Below are 18,205 nucleotides of genomic sequence, written 5' to 3' on the forward strand. Positions count from 1 at the left end.
CGCGGCCGCCCGCAGCGCGATCATGCGGCGGCAGGTCCGGCCGCCGCGGTCGCTACATCATGCGTCTGAAGCGGTGCCAGGCCTGTTCCCAGGCCAGCACCCAGCGCGGCATGGGCGCGCCGAACCCGGCCACTTCCAGGCGCGGGTGGTGCCCGACGACCATGTCCAGCAGCGGCTCCTGGTCCGTTCGCACGTCGACGAAGAACACGTGCCGCCCGGCCTGCAGCGAGGGCGCGAAGCGCCGCACGTCGCCACTGGGCCGTTGCAGGCCGAAGAAGCTGCCTTCCCACAGGCTGAAGCCCAGCAGCACGGCCGCCAGGAACAGCACCGGGATCCAGCCGGCGGCGCTTTCGCTCCAGCCGCCGAAGTAGCCCAGCGCCAGCACCAGCAGCGCCAGGGCGACGCCGATGCCCAGCCCGTACTTGCCACCGCGCACCAGGTCCTTGCGCATCACGTCCGGCACTTCGTGCAGGTGGCGCTGGTCGAGTTGCGCGTCCTGCTCGCTGAGCACGTGCATCTGCTCCTCGGCGATGCCGTTGGCCTTCAGCTCGCTCTCGACGTTCTCCAGCTCGTCCAGGTCGTTGCTGATGTAGTAGTGCCTGTTCATGGAGCACCTCCAGGTCAGTCCCCCGGGTCCCCCCACGAAACGCTCCAGCGTTCGCTGCAGTTCCATGCGGAACGCAGCCCCACGGCCACGCCCCGTACCTTTGATTCTACGCCCGCGGTGAAGGGGCGGCGCCGCCGGCGACGGGCGTAGCGGGCCTTGCCAGGCGCCCGGCGAGGGGCGAGGATGCCAGTTCACGCACAACCGCCAGCCAGGGGCCCAGGGGCATGATCCGCGAGATTCTCAAGATGGGCGACGAACGCTTGCTGCGCGTCGCCCCGCCGGTGCCGCCGCAGATGATCGGCAGCGCCGAACTGCAGCGGCTGATCGACGACATGTTCGACACCATGCACCACGCCGGCGGCGTCGGCCTGGCCGCACCGCAGATAGGCGTGGACCTGCAGCTGGTGATCTTCGGCTTCGAACGCAGCGAACGCTACCCGGACGCCCCGGCGGTGCCGCCGACCATCCTGCTCAACCCGGTGATCACGCCCTTGGGCGAGGAAATGGAGGAGGGCTGGGAAGGCTGCCTGTCGGTCCCCGGCCTGCGCGGCGCGGTGAACCGCTACAAGCGCATCCGCTACCAGGGCCTTGACCCCCAGGGCCAGCCCATCGACCGCACGGTGGAAGGCTTCCATGCAAGGGTGGTGCAGCACGAATGCGACCACCTGATCGGCCGGCTGTATCCGTCGCGGATCACGGACTTCGGCAAGTTCGGCTTCACCGAGGTGCTGTTCCCGGGGTTGGACCCGAAGGCGGATGATTGAGAGGGCGCCCGGCGTGGCCGGTGAACCCCTACGGGGAGCCCGGGAGCTTCGTGGTTTCGCCTCGCGCCGAACGGTCCCCTCTCCCGCTTGCGGGGGAGGGTTAGGGAGGGGGCGGCGTAAGGGTTGGCAGAGGTGCGTGAGCGAAGTCCGTCCCCTCTCCCCAACCCTCTCCCTGAAGGGAGAGGGGGCTGTCCCGAGCAAGCGGATAACGCAGCGTCAGCCGGCAAACTCGTAGGGCGCATAACCGTTCGCGGTTATCCGCCGTTAGCCGTGCCACCGGGGTGTCCGGCCCTACGGGGAGCCCGGGAGCTTCGTAGTTTCGCCTCGCGCCGAACGGTCCCCTCTCCCGCTTGCGGGGGAGGGTTAGGGAGGGGGTGCGGCGTCAGGGTTGGCAGAGGTGCCAGGGTGTGGTGGTTCAATTTCCTCGGACACCTCGATAGGTGGAAAATCCACTGAATAGAGGAGTCATTCATGAGCCGTAAACGCAGAACATTCGATGCCAGTTTCAAGCTGCAAGTCGTCCAGATGATCAAGGACCAGGGCCTGAGCATTACGCAGGTCTGCCGAGATATGGACCTGGGAGAGACGGCAGTTCGCCGCTGGATTCAGCAATACGAAGCCGAACTGTCGGGACAGGCGGGAGTGGGTAAGCCGCTGACACCCGAGCAGCAGCGGATTCGTCAGTTGGAGGCCGAGAATCGCCAATTGAAGCAGGACAACGACCTGCTAAAAAAGGCTTCGGCCTTCTTTGCCCGCGAACTGAAGTGATTTACCGATTAATCGCTCAGCAGCAGAAGAAGGTCGGGATTACGCGGCTGTGCCGGCTGCTGGGTGTCAGTCGGTCAGGCTACTACACCGCGCAGCGCCGCCCCTTGCGCCCATCCCTGCACTGCCCGGTAGCCGCCTCCCTGAAAGCCCTGTTCATGAGCTGCGGGCGTACCTATGGGAGTCGTCGCCTCCACGCCGCCCTCAACTCCGAAGGCGTGCGCGTAGGACGCTACCGAGTCCGCCGGCTGATGCGCGAGCACCGGCTTCGGCCTGTCTGGAAGCGCAAGTTCGTGCACACGACCAACAGCAAGCATGACCTGCCGATAGCCTCCAATCTGCTGGCCCGCCAGTTCGATCCTCCGGCCGTAAACCAGGCCTGGGTGGCGGATATCACCTACATCCGTACCCGTCGAGGTTGGCTGTACCTGGCCGCGGTGATGGACCTGTATTCGCGCAAGATCGTCGGCTGGGCGATGGCACCGAACATGCCGGCGGAACTGGTCTGTTCGGCGCTACAGATGGCGATTGCTCAGCGGCAGCCAGCACCAGGCCTGGTCGTGCACTCGGATCGTGGTAGCCAGTACGCCAGCGAGGTTTATCGTGCGCTGCTCAGGCGGCATGGCCTAGTTTTGAGCATGAGCCGCAAGGGGAACTGCTGGGACAACGCCGTCATGGAACGTTTCTTCCTGAACCTGAAAATGGAGCGGGTCTGGCAACGTGACTACGCCAATCATGCCGAGGCTATGACCGACATCGCCGACTACATCGTCGGCTTCTACAACAACGTACGTCTGCACTCCAGCTTGGGCTATCTGCCACCCACCAGCTACGAGCGCAGGCCACCCAGACAACCTATCGAAGTGTCCGAAATTATTTGACCACCACAGGGCGAAGTCCGTCCCCTCTCCCCAACCCTCTCCCTGAAGGGAGAGGGGGCTGTCCCGAGCAAGCGGATAACGCAGCGTCAGCCGGCAAGTTCGTAGGGCGAATAACCGTTCGCGGTTATCCGCCGTTGGCTGTGCCACCGGGGCGTCCGGCGTGGCCGGTGAATCCAATCGCGGACGGAGTCCGCTCCTACGACCGTGCTTCCTGGAACCGTAGGAGCGGACTCTGTCCGCGATCATGGCGGATAACGCCGTAGGCGTTATGTGCCCTACGGGGAGCCCGGGAGCTTCGTGGTTTCGCCTCGCGCCGAACGGTCCCCTCTCCCGCTTGCGGGGGAGGGTTAGGGAGGGGTGCGGCGTCAGGGTTGGCAGAGGTGCCAGGGCGAAGTCCGTCCCCTCTCCCCAACCCTCTCCCTGAAGGGAGAGGGGGCTGTCCCGAGCAAGCGGATAACGCAGCGTCAGCCGGTAAACTCGTAGGGCGCATAACCGTTCGCGGTTATCCGCCGTCGGCCGTGCCACCGGGGTGTCCGGCGTGGCCGGTGAACCCTACGAACTATCGCGAACGTGGGAATGACGATTGGTGGAGAGGTGCGCAGGCCGAAGGTTCACGAGCAAAAACCAGGCATCCCCCTCGCTCCTACCAAGCGTGGGATGCAGGGAACCACGCACGAAATAAATCGCGGACAACCGCCCCCGGCGGCCGTCCGCCGCTGGACTCAGGAGGTTTGCCCGTGGCTGCCGAGCAGCGCATTGCCGGCTTTCTTCTGTTTCTTCGCCATGCGTTTCTCGTGGGCCGTCTTCAGGGGCTTTTTCTTGCCTTCCTTGTGGGCGTTCAGACCTTTGCTCATGACCGTCACCTCGTGGACTGGGAAGCTTTGGCATCCCTGCGGTCGTCGTTCCGCCGGCCCGTGGAGGAGGCCGGTGCTCCTACAGCATAGACCTGCCGGGCGTTTCAGGCGTCGCCGCTCAGGCGCTCCAGTTCGCGGCGGACCATGGCCGCGTACTGTGGCGGGCCCAGGCGGTAGAGCTCGCCGGCCACCCAGGCCAGCCAGCGCCCGCCCAGGGCCTGGCGCTCGGCCAGCAGCCGGCGGGCCTCGGCTTCGGCCCGGGTTGCGTTTTCGCGGTGGTAGTCGGCGCGGCTCATCCCTGGCACTGGAGTGTCTGCGGGTCGATCTCGATGCTCGCCAGCGGCTTGCCATCGCTGCCGTCGTAGTCGTGGGCGACGCGGATGCCGTGCTCGCGGATGCGCTGCAGCAGCGCCGGCTGCTGGCAGGTGGCGCGCTCCAGGCGGGCGCGTTGCTCGCTCTTGAACTTGTCCAGGGCGCTGGCCTGCATGCCCTCGGCCTTCATGCTGGAGAGGCCGTAGCGGTAGTGCAGCACCTTGCTGTCGGTGTCCAGGCGCACGTTCTCCAGGCGCGTCACCTGGTCCACCTGCACCGGCAGCTGCTTGCTCTGCTGCTCGAAGAAGGCGGCCGACTCCTTGAGGAAGGTGGCTTCGTCCTCGGCCCGGGCCTGGGGTTGCAGGCTGGCGAAGGCCGCGGCGGCGAGCAGCAGGGTGGCGCCGAGGCGGCGGGCGGGGCGGAGCATCGGGATGGGCATGCGGGGTTCCTCCGGCTGTGGTTGCGCTGAAGTGTATAGGCCATTTCCTACACCTGCCCGCCCGGGGGAAACTTCCCCTGGCCGCGCCGAGTGGCTAGGCTTGGCCGAAACGACCGAACTTGAGCCGTGCCGGCGGGTCAACCGTCGATACGGGGCCGCGCCGCGGCCGGATGTGGAGGAAGGAAACCTGGCATGCAATTCATGGATCTTCGGGGCCTGAGCCTGGGCCCCTGGCAACTGCTGAAACTGACCGTCAAGGAATTCCTCGACGACGAGATGCCCACCTACGCGGCGGCGCTGGCCTACCAGGGGCTGTTCTCGCTGTTCCCGTTCCTGCTGTTCCTCATCGCCCTGCTGGGCTTCCTGCACCTGCCGGAATTCTTCGACTGGCTGCGCGAGCAGGCCGCCTACGTGCTGCCGGGCCAGGCCCTGGAGCAGGTCAACCCGATCATCGACCAGCTGCAGCAGCGCCAGGGCGGGCTGCTCTCGGTGGGGATCGTGGTCGCGCTCTGGTCGTCCTCGGCGGCGGTGCGCTCGTTGATGAATGCGCTCAACGCCGCCTACGACGTGCGCGAGATGCGCCCGGTGTGGAAGCGCGTGCCGCTGTCGCTGTTCTACACCCTGGGCCTGGCGGTGATGCTGATGCTGGTGGCCGCGCTGATGATCCTCGGGCCGCAGGTGATGGGCTGGATCGCCGAGCGGATCGGCCTGCAGGAATACGTGGTGGTGCTCTGGTCGCTGCTGCGCTGGCCGGTGGTGATCCTGCTGATGATGATGGCGGTGGCGGTGATCTACTACGCCACCCCCAACGTGAAGCAGAAGTTCCGCTTCATCACCCCCGGCTCGGTGCTGGCGGTGGTGGCCTGGGTGGCGGCGTCCCTGGCCTTCGGCTTCTACGTGAAGAACTTCGCCGACTACAACGCCATGTACGGCAGCGTCGGCGCCATCATCGTGCTGCTGCTGTACTTCTACATCTCCGCCGCGGTGCTGCTGCTGGGCGCCGAGCTCAACGCGGTGATCGAACACCACCTGCCCCACGGCAAGAACCCCGGCGAGCGCACCTTCGAACAGGCCGAGGCGCGCAGCCCCGAGGAGGGCTGAGGCTCACTGCGCCGGCTGCTGGCTCAGCAACTGCTCGACGATCTGCCCGGCGCGCTCGAAGTTCGGGTAGCCGCTCTTGGCCACGTCCAGCTCGGCGTAGGCCTTGCGGTATTCCTCGGCCTTCAGCGCGTCGGCATCCTGGCCGAGCATGGGCTGGCTGTAGACGCGGTAGAGCAGGGCGATGGCATAGGGCTGGCCGGCCTTGGCGGCGCGCTCCAGCAGGGGCAGGGCCTGGTCCGCCGGGGCCTGCTGGCGGATCTTCAGCAGCGCCTCGTAGAAGGCCACCTCGCCGCGCTGGTCGGCAGCGCGGGCATGCGCCAGCAGGTCGTTGGCGCGGGCGTAGTTGCCCGGGTCGGCCGAGGCGATCAGCAGCTTCGCCTCGAGCATGTCGTTGCGGTACAGCTGGTGCTGCTCCTCGGCGTCATGGCTGGCGCAGCCGGCCAGGTACAGCGGCAGGCCGATGACGGCCAGGCAGGAGAATGGGTGGCGCATGCCCATGAAGGTCCCTCGATGGCGAACGGGCGCGGAGTCGACGATTTTGCCGTTTCCGTGTGGGCAAGCATAGACGGGCGATGCGGCGTTCTGTAGCCGGGGGATCGGCGCCGGGTGCCAGCGAAGCTGCAACTGCCCGGGCATGGCGCCGAAGTGTTCCTCGTAGGATGGGTTGAGCCTGGGCGAAACCCATGCGGCCATGGCGATGGGTATCGCTTCGCTCCACCCATCCTACGATGGTGTTTCGCGAGCAACTGTCCCCTCCGCACCATTCCCATGTAGGAGCGCGCCCTGCGCGCGAAATCGCGGGCAGGGCCCGCTCCTACAGGTTGCCGTGAGGCATGGCATTTCTCCCGTAGGAGCGAGCTTGCTCGCGAACCTTGGGCCTGTGCTCCGATCTCCACCCCTCGTCATTGAAAAGACGTCGGGTTTGGGTGTAGCGCGCCGCTCCGAGTGCGTTGATGTTTCTTGTTTCGCCCCCTCGGGCGAGTCACTTTTGTCAAACGGTGGAAGGCCACCCCCGCAAAAAGGAACCAAAAAGGCTTGCCCCGCATACGGGCCCGATGGAGCCGGGCTACCCTCGCGAACTCCCCCGCCACGGAGGCCCGCCCCGACAGCACGTCCCTGTGCTGATCGGGGCTCTAGCGACATCCATGTCGCATGACCTCCTGAGCGCCGGTTTCGCTCGGCCTTCTGAAGGGGCGTTCCGGTGCGCTCGGTTGTTTCTCTGGAAACCCAAAATCAAGAGCGGCACTGCTCTTCGTAGGATCGAGGGGACGCCTAGTTCTTGCTCGCGAACCCTGGGTTTCCGCGTTCGCGATAGTTCGTAGGGCGCATAACGCCTACAGCGTTATCCGCCATGATCGCGGACAAAGTCCGCTCCTACGGTTCCAGGAAGCACGGACGTAGGACTCCGTCCGCGATGGGCCGGCCGCGCCTGAGCACGATCGCGGATGGAATCCGCTCCTACAGGTTTTGCGCTCGCGTTTGGGCCCAGTCCTTGGTGAGCAGCCCATACAGTGCCGAGTCAGACACTTCCCCGGCGACTATCCAGCGTTGCCGCAGCAACCCCTCGCGCTGGAAGCCCAGGCGTTCCAGGGTGGCGGCGGAGGCCTGGTTGCGCGGGTCGATGTCCGCCTCCAGGCGATTCAGGCGCATGTCGCCGAAGGCATGGTCGAGCAGGGTGCGCAGGGCTTCGTTCATGTAGCCCTGTCCCTGGGCGTGGCGGGCCAGGCAATAGCCCAGCTCGGCGCGGCGCGAGTCGCCGGAGAAGGTATGTAGCGTACAGGTGCCGAGGAATGCGGCGTTTTCGCGGCGGGTCAGGGCCAGTGTCAGGCAACTGCCGTCGGCATAGCCCGCCAGGTCGCGCTGCAGGCTGTCCACGGCCTGTTGCGGCGAGGTCCAGGGTGGGGTGTTCCAGTACCTCATCACCTGCGGGTCGGACATCATCGAGAACAGCGCGTCGGCGTCATCCAGATGCATGGGGCGCAGGATCAGGCGTTGGCTCTGCAACTCTCGCGGGAAATTCATCGGCTCCCTCCGGGGACGTAGGTGAGCCGGGAAGCCTAGCAATCGCAGGGTGCTCCGCCGTGTTGGATATACGTACGGATGTTTCGGGGTAGTTGGGCAAGGGAAACACCATGCGGTCATGTAGGACCTTATCCGCGATAACCGGGCATATCGGCGTGATTCGCGGATGAGATCTGCTCCTACAGGTTTCCGTGACGCATGGCATTTCCCCCGCAGGAGGGACTCCGTCCGCGATCCGCGCTCAGATGCCGAAGGCGCTTCCGCCCTCGTCGCCGTCGAAGCCCCGTTCCAGCTTGATCTTCAGGCTCAGGTCGGTGCGCGAGTCGGCGAATTTCAGGGCGTCGGCGATGCTGATGCGGCCGGCTTCGAGCAGTTGGTACAGGCTCTGGTCGAAGCTCTGCATGCCTTGCTCCAGGGCGCGTTCGATGGCGCCGCGCAGTTCCGGCAGCTCGTCGCGCTGGATCAGCCCGCGGATGTGCGGGGTGCCCAGCACCAGTTCCACCGCCACCACGCGGCGCTGGGTGGTGCCCGGCACCAGGCGCTGGCCGACCAGCGCCAGGAGGTTCTGCGACAGGTCGGCCAGCACCTGCGGGCGGGCCTCGTCGGGGAAGAAGCGGGCGATGCGCTCGATGGCGTGGCGGGCGCTGGTGCCGTGCAGGGTGGCCACGCACAGGTGGCCGGTCTCGGCGTAGTGCAGGGCGTGCTGCATGGTGGCGGCGTCGCGGATCTCGCCGAGCATGATCACGTCCGGCGCCTCGCGCAGCACGTTGCGCAGGGCATCCTCGAAGCTGTGGGTGTCCAGGCCGACCTCGCGCTGGTCGATGATCGAGCGCTGGTGGCTGTGCAGAAACTCGATGGGGTCCTCGATGCAGACGATGTGCCCCGAGCGGTGGCGGTTGCGGAAGTCGAGCATCGAGGCCAGGGTGGTGGACTTGCCGGAACCGGCCGCGCCCACCACCAGGATCAGCCCGCGGTCCTGTACCGCCAGCTTCTCCAGGATCGTCGGCAGGCCGAGGCTGGCGGCGTCGGGGATGACCTGCCTGATCAGCCGCACCACCATGGCCACCTCGCCGCGCTGCAAGTAGACGTTGACGCGGAAGCGCCCGCTGCCGGGCACGGCCACCGCCAGGTTCATCTCCAGGTCGCGCTCGAACTCGGCGATCTGCTGCGGCGACATCAACTGGTAGGCCAGCAGCTTGACCTCGCCGGCGCGCAGGCGGCGCTCGCCGATCGGGCGGCTGACGCCCTCGACCTTGATGTGCGGCGCCGCGCCGACGCTGAAGAACATGTCGGAACCGGCGTGCTGCGCCAGCAGGTGCAACTGGCTGAAGACGTCGGGCAGGGCGCTGTCGCTGGCATCGCTCATGGGGAATCCTCGCAAGGGCGGGCGCCCGGGGTGGCCCGGGCGCATGTTCTCAGCCTAGCCGGCCTGGCGGACGGTGGCCTGTGGTGGCGCGCAGCCTAGCCGGAGGGCGGCGGGCGCATGTTGATCTGCGTCGTTGCGCCGCCCGAAGCATGCCAGAGGGAAGGCTGGCGAGGGCAGGGGAAGGCGGTATGCGATGTTGGGCATTTGCCCACAACCAAAACGGCGTTTTCCCCGCGTCTATCAGAGCCGGCCGGCTGATCTTGGTGGCAATCCCTTAATGCTTTCCCTTGAGTGCCCGATGGCGGCCGGATACGACGCCGAACTCCCCCATCCAGGTGGCCGGTATCCCCCGTTTTTGAGCGGCGCCCGCTTCCGGGTGCTTCACATACTTTCAAGGCTGGGCGCCCGCGGCACGGGCCGCCCGGCCCCTGCAGGCGCATGACAGGACTCGCCCCGGCCGGCTGGCCGGGCCCACGGCAGGATACGGCCCCCCTGTAGACCTCCCCGGGCCCGCGAGCGCAGCCCTTCCCGCCGACCACCAGCCTCTGCCCACTACCAGCCCGCGCCGGCTGCCGGGCGCCCCTGGAGAACGTATGGGAGCAGCAACCATGAATACGTTGGCCGATGGCCGCTTCGCCCCGATCGTCGACATCAGCGATTCGCTCACCCGCCAACGCCTGCTCGACGCCCTGCTCGGCGCCGCGCCCAGCGATGCACGCCTGGTGCTGGTCTGCGCACCGGCGGGCTTCGGCAAGACCACCCTGCTGGCCCAGGCCGAGCGCCTGCTGGCCGGGCGCGGCGAGCGCACCTTCTGGGTGAACTGCAGCGACAGCGACTACCAGCCGGAGCTCTTTCTCGACAGCCTGCTGCAGGGCCTGCGCGAGGGCATCGCGGAGCCGGCGGGGGACAACGGCCTGGGCGCGCTGCTCGGGCTGCTGGAGGCCTGCCCGCTGAACTGCAACCTGTTCCTCGACCAGGTCGAGCTGGCCCTGAGCCCCGAGGTCGAGCGCCTGCTGGAGCAACTGGCCCGGCGCCTGCCGTCCGGCTGCCGGCTGTTGCTGGGCAGCCGCCGGCAACCGCTGCTGCCGATCACGCAGCTGCAGCTGGCCGGCCTGCTGCGGGTGGTGGAGGCCGACAGCCTGCGCTTCACCGGGGAAGAGTCGCAGCAACTGCTCGGCGCCCTGCTGGGCGAGGCGCGCGCCCGCTACTGGGCGGACTACACCGAGGGCTGGCCCTTCGCCCTGCAGCTGCTGCGCCTGCGCTGCCAGGGCAGCCCGGCCGGCGAAGGGCCGCCGGAAACCGACCAGTACGCCTCGCTGGGCGGCATCTTCGACTACCTGGCCGAGGAGGTGCTCGCCAGCTGGCCGAGCGAGCTGGGCGAGTTCCTCCTGGACTGCAGCGTGCTCGACAGCGTGGACGTGCCGAGCGCCAACTTCCTGCGCGGGCGCGACGACGCCGAGCGCTGGCTGCGCGAGGCGGCGCGCCTGGTGCCCATCGTGGTGCCCGAGCAGCCGCTGCGGGTGCGCCTGCACCCGCTGCTGCGCGAATTCCTCCTCGGCCGCCTGGAAAGCCGCGAGCCGGAGCGCTTCGCCTGGCTGCAGGGGCGCGCCGCGGAATTCCACGCCCGGCGCCAGCAGGTGTTCCGCGCCGTCGAGCACGCCGCCCAGGGCGGCCTCTACTTCCAGGCGGTGTCCATCATCCTCGGCGCCGGCGCGGTGCGCCTGCTGGTCTGCGAGGGGGCGGTGCGCACCCGGGCGCTGCTCGAACTGCTGCCCCTGACCCTGGTGCGCCGGGAGCCGCGCCTGCGCCTGATGCTCATCTGCCTGCACATGCTCAGCGGCGAGACGCTGCAGGACAGCCTCGACCTGTCGCGGCTGGAGGCGGCGTTCGGCGGCGAGGTGGCCTCGCCGGAAGACGCCGAGACGCGCACCGACCTGCTCTACGTGCGGGCGATGATGGTCATCGGCAACGTGCAGCGGGCCGGCGACGGCGCCGTCCGCGAAGTGGTGCGGCGGGCCATGGTCGACGCCCGCGCGCGCTTCTTCGAGGACCCGCGCTACCTGTGCCTGGTGCTGCCGAGCGAGATCATGCTGCTGCTGCGCTACGGGAACGTCGACGAGGCGCGCCTGCGCCTGGAGGAGTTCATCGCCATCAACCGCAGCGAGGGCTTTCGCGAGAACCAGCCCTGGTCGCTGGTCTACCGCGCCCTGAGCGACAGCGCCCAGGCGCGCTACGACGACGTGCTGCAGACGGTGACCGGCCTGCTGGCCAAGGACGGGCCGCTGGCCGCGCCCCAGGCGAGCCTGCTGTTCCACATGGTCCACGCGCTGCTCGGCCACGTCCACTACGTGCGCGGCGACCTGGAGCAGGCGCGGCAGGCGTTCTCCCATTGCGCCTCGCGCCTGGGCGCCTCCCTGGCCGAGGTCTGGGAGCGGGGCCTGATAGGCGCGGCGCGGGCGGCCTTCTTCCTCGGCGACAGCGCCCAGGCCCTGGCCAGCCTGGAGGCGGCGCGTTCCGGGCACACCCTCGAATACCCGCTGCGCCGCGCGGTGGGCGCGACCCTGGTGGAGCTACGCCTGCGCCAGCGCGAGGTGGAGGCGGGCCTGGCGCTGGCGATGGAGATCAACCTGGCGCGGCTCTGGCAGGAGGTACTGGACGGGCGGCCGCTGTTCTGGGCTGAACTGGTCGCCATCGCCCAGGCCCACTACTGGCTGCTGGCCGCCCAGGGCCAGATGGCCGGCGCGCTGGAGGCGGCGGAAGCCTTCGAGCGCCTGGCCCGCGAGCGGCAGAACCGCTTCGGCGTCGGCCAGGCGCTGGTGCTCAAGGCCCACGCGCTGCTGGCCGGCGAGCTGCCCGGCACGCCCATGGCGGTGCTCGACGAAGCGCTGGAGCTGTTCGGCGAGGGGCTGGCGGTGCAGAGCTTCATCGAGGCCGGCGCCGAGGTGGTCACCCACCTGCGCGAGATGTCGCGGCGCCAGGGGCGTGCCGAGGTACCGCTGATCACGCGCTGCATCGAGCTGTGGGAAAGGCACTTCCGCGCGCGCCTGGATGCCCAGGCCCTGTTCACCCGGCGCGAGCTGGATGCGCTGATGGGCCTGGCCGGCGGCCGCACCACCAAGGTCATCGCCCGCGAACTGGGGATTTCCCCGGAGACGGTCAAGCAGCACCTGAAGTCGGTCTACGCCAAGCTGGGCGTGCACCGGCGCCGGGAAGCGCTGGCCGTGGCGCGGCGCCGGGCCATCCTGCCCTGAGCCGGGGCGCCGCCCCGGCCAACCGGAGCGGCAAGTGGCACGCCGCCTCGACGCCCTTGCGGCGCAGCGGCCGCCTGCCTGCGGGTTCCGCCCGCCCATTCCCGCCCGCGCCCCGCTGACGGCCGTCGCCGGCCTCCCCGATTTATCCACCCCTTCCCTCATCCCGGGCCGGCCCGCGCCGGCGCGCCTTCGCATACTGCGAGCGGCAGGCAGCGGCGCCACCGCGCCGCGAAGCCTGCCCATGACAACGACAATACGCGGCCCGCGAGGCCGCCAGCTCCGCCATGCCGCGGGCCGCCACGGTTCCGCCGGCAGGGCGCAGGAGGCGTGCAATGAACCTTCGAAGAACGACCGCAGTACTCCTCGGCCAGGCGGCGCTGCCGCTGGCCTGCGCATACGCCGCCGAAGGGGCCAGCTACGGCGGGCCGGTGGGTGGTACCGACCTGGGGGCGGCGCTGCTGCCGGCCACTTCCGGGCTGTATGGCGGCCTGGTGCTCGGCTACGCCAGCGGCGACCGCTTCCATGGCGACGACGGCGGCCGCGACCCGGCGCTGGAGGGCAGCATGACGGCCCAGGTGGCCGCGCTGGGCCTGCTCTACGTCTACCCCGGGCAGTTCCTCGGCGGCACCCTGGCCTCCAGCCTGCAGGGCAGCGTCAACGGCGGGCGCATGGAGATCAACGGCGAGGCCGAGCACTACCAGGGCTTCGGCGACCTCTACGCGGACCTGCTGATGTGGAGCCGCTACCTGGGCGACGCCGCCCCGGGCCAGCGGCCCACCGGGGCGACGCTCAAGCTGGCGTACTCGATGGTGTTCCCCAGCGGCCGCTACAACACCTCGGACCTCTACACCTCCGGGCGCAACGTCTACTTCTTCGTGCCCAACGCCGCGCTCACCTACCTGGGCGGGCCGAACGCCCTGGGCGAGGGCCTGGAGCTGAGCCTGCACGCCTTCGTCAACGTCGCTTCCCGGAACCGGGCCACCGACTACAGCAGCGGCACCGTGGCCAACCTCAACTTCGCCGTCGGCCAGCGCATCGGCCGCTGGCAACTGGGCCTGGCCGGCTACCACGCGCGCCAGCTCGACGACGACCGCCAGCACGGCGCCCGCGTCGAGCCGGACGGCCGGCGCTACCGCGCCACCGCGCTGGGGCCGGTATTGGCCTACGACCTGCCGCGCGGCGCCGGCTCGCTGAAGTTCAAGGCGCTGGCGCCGGTGAGCACACGCAATTCGCTGGCGGCCAATACCGCCTATGTCGTCTGGTCTCGTTCGCTCTGAGGAGAGAGCCCATGGTCCGCAAGAATACCCCCTGCTGCGCATCGGCATCGACGTCGGCGGCACCAACACCGACGCCGTGCTGATGTGCGGCCGCGAAGTGCTCTGCGCCTTGAAGCGCCCCACCACCGAGGCGGTCGGCGACGGCGTGGCGGCGGCGGTCGCCGAACTGCTGCGCGAGGCGGCGGTGGAGCCGGCGGCGGTGGCCGCGGTGATGCTGGGGACCACCCAACTGCTCAATGCCTTCCTCGAACGCCGGCAGCTGGCGCGGGTCGCGGTGGTGCGCCTGGCCCTGCCCCGTGGCGACGGCGTGCCGCCGCTGCTGGGCTGGCCGCCGGAGCTGTGCGAGGCCATCGACGGGCAGGCCCACCTGGCCGACGGCGGCGCGCTGTTCAACGGCCAAACCTACAGCGAGCTGGACGTTCGCCAGCTCGGGCGCATCGCCGCAATGATCCGCCAGCGCGGCGCCGAGGCGCTGGTGCTGTCCTCGACCTTCGCCCCGCTGCGCCCGGACATCGAGCAGGACGCGGCGGCGGTGCTGCGCAAGGCCCTGGGCGACGACCTGCACCTGACGCTGTCCGCGGACGTCGGCGGCATCGGCCTGCTGGAGCGGGAGAACGCGGCCATCGTCAACGCCAGCCTGCAGCCGCTGGCGCGGCGGGTGGTCGGCGACCTGCAGCGGGCCTTCCGCCGCCTGCAGCTGGATGCGCCGCTGTTCATCAGCCAGAACGACGGCACACTGATCACCCCGCAAGCGGCCACGCGCTTCCCCATCCTCACCTGCGCCGCGGGGCCGACCAACAGCCTGCGCGGCGCGGCTTTCCTCAGCGGCCTCGAGAACGCCCTGGTGCTGGACATCGGCGGCACCACCAGCGACATCGGCGCCCTGGTCGACGGCTTCCCGCGGCAGACTGCCGGCCCCCTGGAGCTGGGCGGGGTGCGCTGCAACCTGCGCATGCCCGACACCCTGTCCGTCGCCCTCGGCGGCGGCACCCGGGTGCACCTGACCGATGGCCGGCCGACGCTCGGCCCCGAATCCCTGGGCTTGCACCTGCCCCAGCGGGCCCTGGTGTTCGGTGGCGACACGCTGTGCGCGACCGATATCGCCGTGGCTGCCCACGGCCTGCAGGGCATCGGCGACCCGCGGCGCCTCGCCGGCCTCGCACCGGCCCTGGTGGAGCAGGCCATGGCCGCCATCCGCGGGACACTGGAGCAGGCCCTGGAACGCATGCGCACCAGCAGCGTGCCGCTGCCGGTGGTGCTGGTGGGCGGCGGCAGCATCCTCCTGCCGATGCAGCTGCAGGGCGCTCCCCAGGTGCTGCGCCCGGCCCGGGCGGACGTGGCCAACGCCATAGGCGCGGCCATCGCCCAGGTCAGCGGGCGCGTCGACCGCCTGTTCCAGATGCACCCGGGCAACCGCGAAAGCGTGCTGCGGCAGGCCCGCCAGGAGGCCATCGACGCCGCCGTGCAGGCCGGCGCCGAGCCCACCAGCGTCGACGTGGTGGAACTGAACGAACTGCCCATGACCCACCTGCGCGCCGGCGCTACCCGCGTGCAGGTCCGCGCCGTCGGCGACCTGGCCCTGGCCGCCGCCCACTGAAACCCCGAAGAGGTCCAGACCATGCCTTGCTTCGATATCCTTTCCAGCCAGGACCTGGCGCGCGGCGCCGTGCTGCTGGGCACCGGCGGCGGGGGCGACCCCCATGTCGGCGAGCTGTTCCTGCGCCGCCAGCTGCAACGGGGCCTGCAGCCGCGCCTGCTGCCGCTGGCCGAACTCGCCGACGAGGCCTTCGTGGTCAGCGTCGCCGGGATAGGCGCGCCCACCGTGCTGGTCGAGCACCTGCTCAGCGAGACCGCGCTGAAACACCTGCTGCGCCAGGCCGAGGCGCTCTACGGGCGGCCCATAGACGCGCTGGTCTGCGCCGAGGTCGGTGGCGCCAACGCCATGCTGCCGCTGGCCGCCGCGGCCCTGAGCGGCCTGCCGCTGGTGGACGCCGACGGCATCGGCCGGGCCTTCCCGCACATCGACATGACCACCTTCGGCATCCACGGCTGCAGCGCCTCGCCGGCGCTGTTCAGCGACGACCTGGGCAACCTGGCGCACCTGAGCGCCGCCGACAACCCGAGCCTGGAACGCATGGCCCGGGCCCTGGCCGGGAGCCTGGGCGGCAGCCTGTACGGCGTGCTCTACCCGCTGGACGGGGCCCGGGTGAAGCGCTTCGCGGTGCCGGGCAGCGTGACCCAGGCCCTGCGCATCGGCCGCCATATCCGCGAGGCGCGCGCCGGCAGCGCCGACCCGGTGGCCGAGCTGGTGCGCTTCCTCGACGGCCTGGAGCCGGGGCGCCGCGCCCGCGAGCTGTTCGACGGCAAGGTCGCCGACGTGCGCCACGAGACCCGCGACGGCTTCCACTGGGGCCAGGCGCTGCTGGAACCGGCCAGCGGCAGCGGCGAACCGGTGGCCATCGACATCCAGAACGAGTTCCTCCGCGCCCGCCAGGGCGAGCGTATGCTGGCGGTGGTGCCCGACCTGCTGTGCCTGCTGGACAGCGAGAGCGCCGAGCCGCTGACCGCCGAGAACCTGCGCTACGGCATGCGCGTGCGCCTGCTGGCCTACGCCGCGCCGCCGTGCCTGCTCAGCGAGGCGGCGCTGGCGGTGGTGGGCCCGGAACGCTTCGGCCTGGAGGCGCCGTGGCGCTCCTTCCTGGCCGACACGCAGGGGAGGGCGCAAGCATGAACGAGCTATCCCCCGCGCGGCCCGATGGCGACCACGCCACCCGCGCCCTGCCGCCCGGCGAAGGCCTGGGTGCCTGGCGCATCGGGCTGATCCTGATGGGCGCGCTGATCGCCCTGCCGTGCTTCGTCACCGGCGCCGAACTGGCCCACGCCCTGGGCCGCCAGCAGGCGCTGCTGGCCTGCCTGGGCGGCGGCGCGGTGCTCCTGCTGCTGGCGCTGCCCGCGGCCTATGCCGGGGCGCGCTCGCGGTTGAGCACCTACATGCTGATCCTCGATGCCTTTGGTTCCGTTGGCGGGCGTTGCGTCAACCTGGTGCTGTCGCTGGCGCTGCTGGGTTGGTTCGGGGTGGTCGCCGGCCTGTTCGGCCAGGCCATGGCGGCGGTCGCGCCGGCCTTCCTGGCAGGCGTGCCGGCGCTGGGCTGGAGCCTGGCCGGCTGCCTGCTGATGCTGGTCACCAACCTGGTCGGCTTCCGCGCCCTGGACGGGCTGTCGCAGCTGGCCACGCCGCTGAAGCTGGGCTTGCTGCTGTGGGCCTGCTGGGTGGCGCTAGAGGGCCACGGCGTGCCGCCCGCGGGTGGCGGCGCCGGGGACTATTCGGTGCTGCAGGGCATGTCGCTGGTGGTGGGCGGCGTGGTCATCGGCTGCATCCTGCTGCCGGACATCTGCCGCCACGCGCTATCGCCCGGCCGCGCGCTGCTGGCCGTGTTCTGCGCCTTCGGCCTGGGCTTCCCGCTGGTGCTGGCGCTGGCCGGGCTGCCCAGCCTGGCCACCGGGGAACGGCAACTGGTGGCGATCATGCTCGCCCTCGGCCTGGGCCTGCCGGCGATGCTGATCATCCTGCTCTCGGCCTGGTCGACCAACGCCTACAACCTCTACGCGGCGACCCTGGTGTGCGCCAGCGTGGCACCCCATGTGCAGCGCCGGCGCCTGGCGCTGTTCACCGGGGTACTCGGCGCGGTGCTGGGGCTGGCCGGCCTGGGCGATGCCCTGCAGCACTACCTGGCGCTGCTGGCCGTGGCCCTGCCGCCGGTGGGCGGGGTCTACCTGTGCAACTACTACCTGAACCTGCGGGGCGCCGTGCGCAAGCCGCGCCGCTGGCGGCTGGAAGCCTTCGGCGCCTGGGCCTGCGGGGTGCTGGCGGCGGCATTGCAGGCGGTCTGGCCGTTCACCCTGACCTGGGTGCCGGCGCTGGATTCGCTGCTGGTGGCGGCTGCCTGCTATCTGCTGCTGCGGGGTGTCGCTGCGCGTCGCGAGGGGCAGGAAGGGCGGGGGACGCTGCGCCCCGACGGGGCGGGGTAGGCGAGGCGCCGGGCGCGGCTGTAAGGGCGCGCGCCCGGCGTGGGGGATCAGTCTTCGCGGCTGGTGACTTCCACCAGGTGGTAGCCGAACTGGGTCTTCACCGGGCCCTGCACCTGGTTCAGCGGCGCGCTGAACACCACCTGGTCGAATTCGCGGACCATCTGGCCCGGGCGGAACGAGCCCAGGTCGCCGCCGCTGCGGCCGGACGGGCAGGTGGAGTGCTCGCGGGCCAGGGCGGCGAAGTCGGCGCCACCCTCGATGGCGGCCTTGAGTTCATTGCACTTGTCTTCGCTGGAAACCAGGATGTGACGGGCGGAAGCGCGGGCCATGATGTTGCTCCTCAAAGGCAGGGAAAGGGACGCAGAGACTAGCGCATTTGCCGGCGGGGGGCGGAGGGTTTCCGTCGGAGCGCCCTCACCCCAACCCTCTCCCGCAAGCGGGAGAGGGGGCCGTTCGTGCCACCGGGGCGTCCGGCGTGGCCGGTGAATCCAATCGCGGACGAAGTCCGCTCCTACGCCCGTGCTTCCCTGGAGCTGT

The 18,205-nt window shown here is 69.9% G+C and carries 16 protein-coding genes; 8 read left to right on the forward strand and 8 right to left on the reverse strand.

Annotated features, from left to right (window positions below; translation table 11 throughout):
* Window positions 1–52: 52 nt before the first annotated feature.
* On the reverse strand, window positions 53–607 hold the full coding sequence (locus PKO50_RS07450) for a hypothetical protein (RefSeq protein ID WP_109936361.1): 555 nt from the start codon (window positions 605–607) through the stop codon (window positions 53–55).
* 224 nt (window positions 608–831) lie between these two features.
* On the opposite strand from PKO50_RS07450, the gene def reads away from it, so the two are divergent.
* Both def and PKO50_RS07460 read left to right on the forward strand, forming a co-directional pair.
* The gene (def, locus tag PKO50_RS07455) at window positions 832–1,371 is read left to right on the forward strand and encodes a peptide deformylase (protein WP_089394015.1); all 540 of its coding nucleotides are present in this window, start codon (window positions 832–834) and stop codon (window positions 1,369–1,371) included.
* Window positions 1,372–1,842: 471 nt separating this feature from the next.
* Window positions 1,843–3,017, forward strand: a protein-coding gene (locus PKO50_RS07460) for an IS3 family transposase (RefSeq protein WP_275627392.1) whose coding sequence is annotated in 2 segments (ribosomal slippage) — window positions 1,843–2,107 and window positions 2,107–3,017 — 1,176 coding nt in all. Because the reading frame shifts where the segments join, the coding sequence is not laid out codon by codon here.
* A gap of 722 nt (window positions 3,018–3,739) precedes the next feature.
* Here PKO50_RS07460 and PKO50_RS07465 read toward each other — a convergent pair.
* The 3 genes from PKO50_RS07465 to PKO50_RS07475 all read right to left on the reverse strand — a co-directional run bounded on the left by PKO50_RS07465 (window position 3,740) and on the right by PKO50_RS07475 (window position 4,622).
* Window positions 3,740–3,871, reverse strand: coding sequence for a hypothetical protein (locus PKO50_RS07465; RefSeq protein ID WP_256595914.1), 132 nt, complete (start codon window positions 3,869–3,871; stop codon window positions 3,740–3,742).
* A gap of 104 nt (window positions 3,872–3,975) precedes the next feature.
* Window positions 3,976–4,167, reverse strand: a complete 192-nt coding sequence (locus PKO50_RS07470; protein ID WP_089394016.1) for a hypothetical protein — start codon at window positions 4,165–4,167, stop codon at window positions 3,976–3,978.
* A complete protein-coding gene (locus tag PKO50_RS07475; RefSeq protein ID WP_089394017.1) occupies window positions 4,164–4,622 on the reverse strand; it encodes a hypothetical protein in 459 nt (152 codons plus the stop codon). Before PKO50_RS07475 ends, PKO50_RS07470 begins: the two co-directional genes overlap by 4 nt.
* Window positions 4,623–4,814: 192 nt before the next feature.
* Here PKO50_RS07475 and PKO50_RS07480 point away from each other — a divergent pair, with 192 nt between their 5' ends.
* Window positions 4,815–5,723, forward strand: coding sequence for a YihY/virulence factor BrkB family protein (locus PKO50_RS07480; protein ID WP_109935209.1), 909 nt, complete (start codon window positions 4,815–4,817; stop codon window positions 5,721–5,723).
* A gap of 3 nt (window positions 5,724–5,726) precedes the next feature.
* Here the strand turns inward: PKO50_RS07480 and PKO50_RS07485 are convergent, their stop codons facing one another.
* The 3 genes from PKO50_RS07485 to PKO50_RS07495 form a co-directional block, all read right to left on the reverse strand.
* Entirely contained in the window at window positions 5,727–6,215 is a 489-nt protein-coding gene (locus tag PKO50_RS07485) for a hypothetical protein (protein ID WP_256595915.1), read from the reverse strand.
* A 966-nt stretch (window positions 6,216–7,181) separates the two neighbouring features.
* A complete protein-coding gene (locus tag PKO50_RS07490) occupies window positions 7,182–7,745 on the reverse strand; it encodes a GNAT family N-acetyltransferase (RefSeq protein ID WP_109932314.1) in 564 nt (187 codons plus the stop codon).
* A 241-nt stretch (window positions 7,746–7,986) separates the two neighbouring features.
* Complete coding sequence (locus PKO50_RS07495; protein WP_275629257.1) at window positions 7,987–9,111, reverse strand: PilT/PilU family type 4a pilus ATPase; 1,125 nt, start codon at window positions 9,109–9,111, stop codon at window positions 7,987–7,989.
* A gap of 608 nt (window positions 9,112–9,719) precedes the next feature.
* Here PKO50_RS07495 and PKO50_RS07500 point away from each other — a divergent pair.
* From PKO50_RS07500 to PKO50_RS07520, 5 genes are all read left to right on the forward strand, one after another.
* Window positions 9,720–12,362: a LuxR C-terminal-related transcriptional regulator gene (locus PKO50_RS07500; protein WP_275629258.1), complete on the forward strand. Its 2,643-nt coding sequence runs from the start codon at window positions 9,720–9,722 to the stop codon at window positions 12,360–12,362.
* A 332-nt stretch (window positions 12,363–12,694) separates the two neighbouring features.
* Window positions 12,695–13,639 (forward strand): transporter, encoded by a 945-nt coding sequence (locus PKO50_RS07505; RefSeq protein ID WP_275629259.1) that lies wholly within the window; start codon window positions 12,695–12,697, stop codon window positions 13,637–13,639.
* Entirely contained in the window at window positions 13,614–15,236 is a 1,623-nt protein-coding gene (locus PKO50_RS07510; protein ID WP_275629260.1) for a hydantoinase/oxoprolinase family protein, read from the forward strand. The genes PKO50_RS07505 and PKO50_RS07510 overlap by 26 nt, the downstream gene beginning before the upstream one ends.
* 21 nt (window positions 15,237–15,257) lie before the next feature.
* Entirely contained in the window at window positions 15,258–16,370 is a 1,113-nt protein-coding gene (locus tag PKO50_RS07515) for a DUF917 domain-containing protein (RefSeq protein ID WP_275629261.1), read from the forward strand.
* Window positions 16,367–17,668, forward strand: a complete 1,302-nt coding sequence (locus PKO50_RS07520) for a hypothetical protein (RefSeq protein ID WP_275629262.1) — start codon at window positions 16,367–16,369, stop codon at window positions 17,666–17,668. The genes PKO50_RS07515 and PKO50_RS07520 overlap by 4 nt, the downstream gene beginning before the upstream one ends.
* Window positions 17,669–17,715: 47 nt before the next feature.
* Here PKO50_RS07520 and PKO50_RS07525 read toward each other — a convergent pair whose 3' ends face one another.
* Entirely contained in the window at window positions 17,716–17,997 is a 282-nt protein-coding gene (locus tag PKO50_RS07525; RefSeq protein ID WP_089394026.1) for a peptidylprolyl isomerase, read from the reverse strand.
* Window positions 17,998–18,205 lie beyond the last annotated feature (208 nt).

It is taken from the genome of Pseudomonas sp. 273 (assembly GCF_029201425.1).
In the GTDB taxonomy this organism is placed as follows: Bacteria; Pseudomonadota; Gammaproteobacteria; order Pseudomonadales; family Pseudomonadaceae; genus Pseudomonas; species Pseudomonas delhiensis.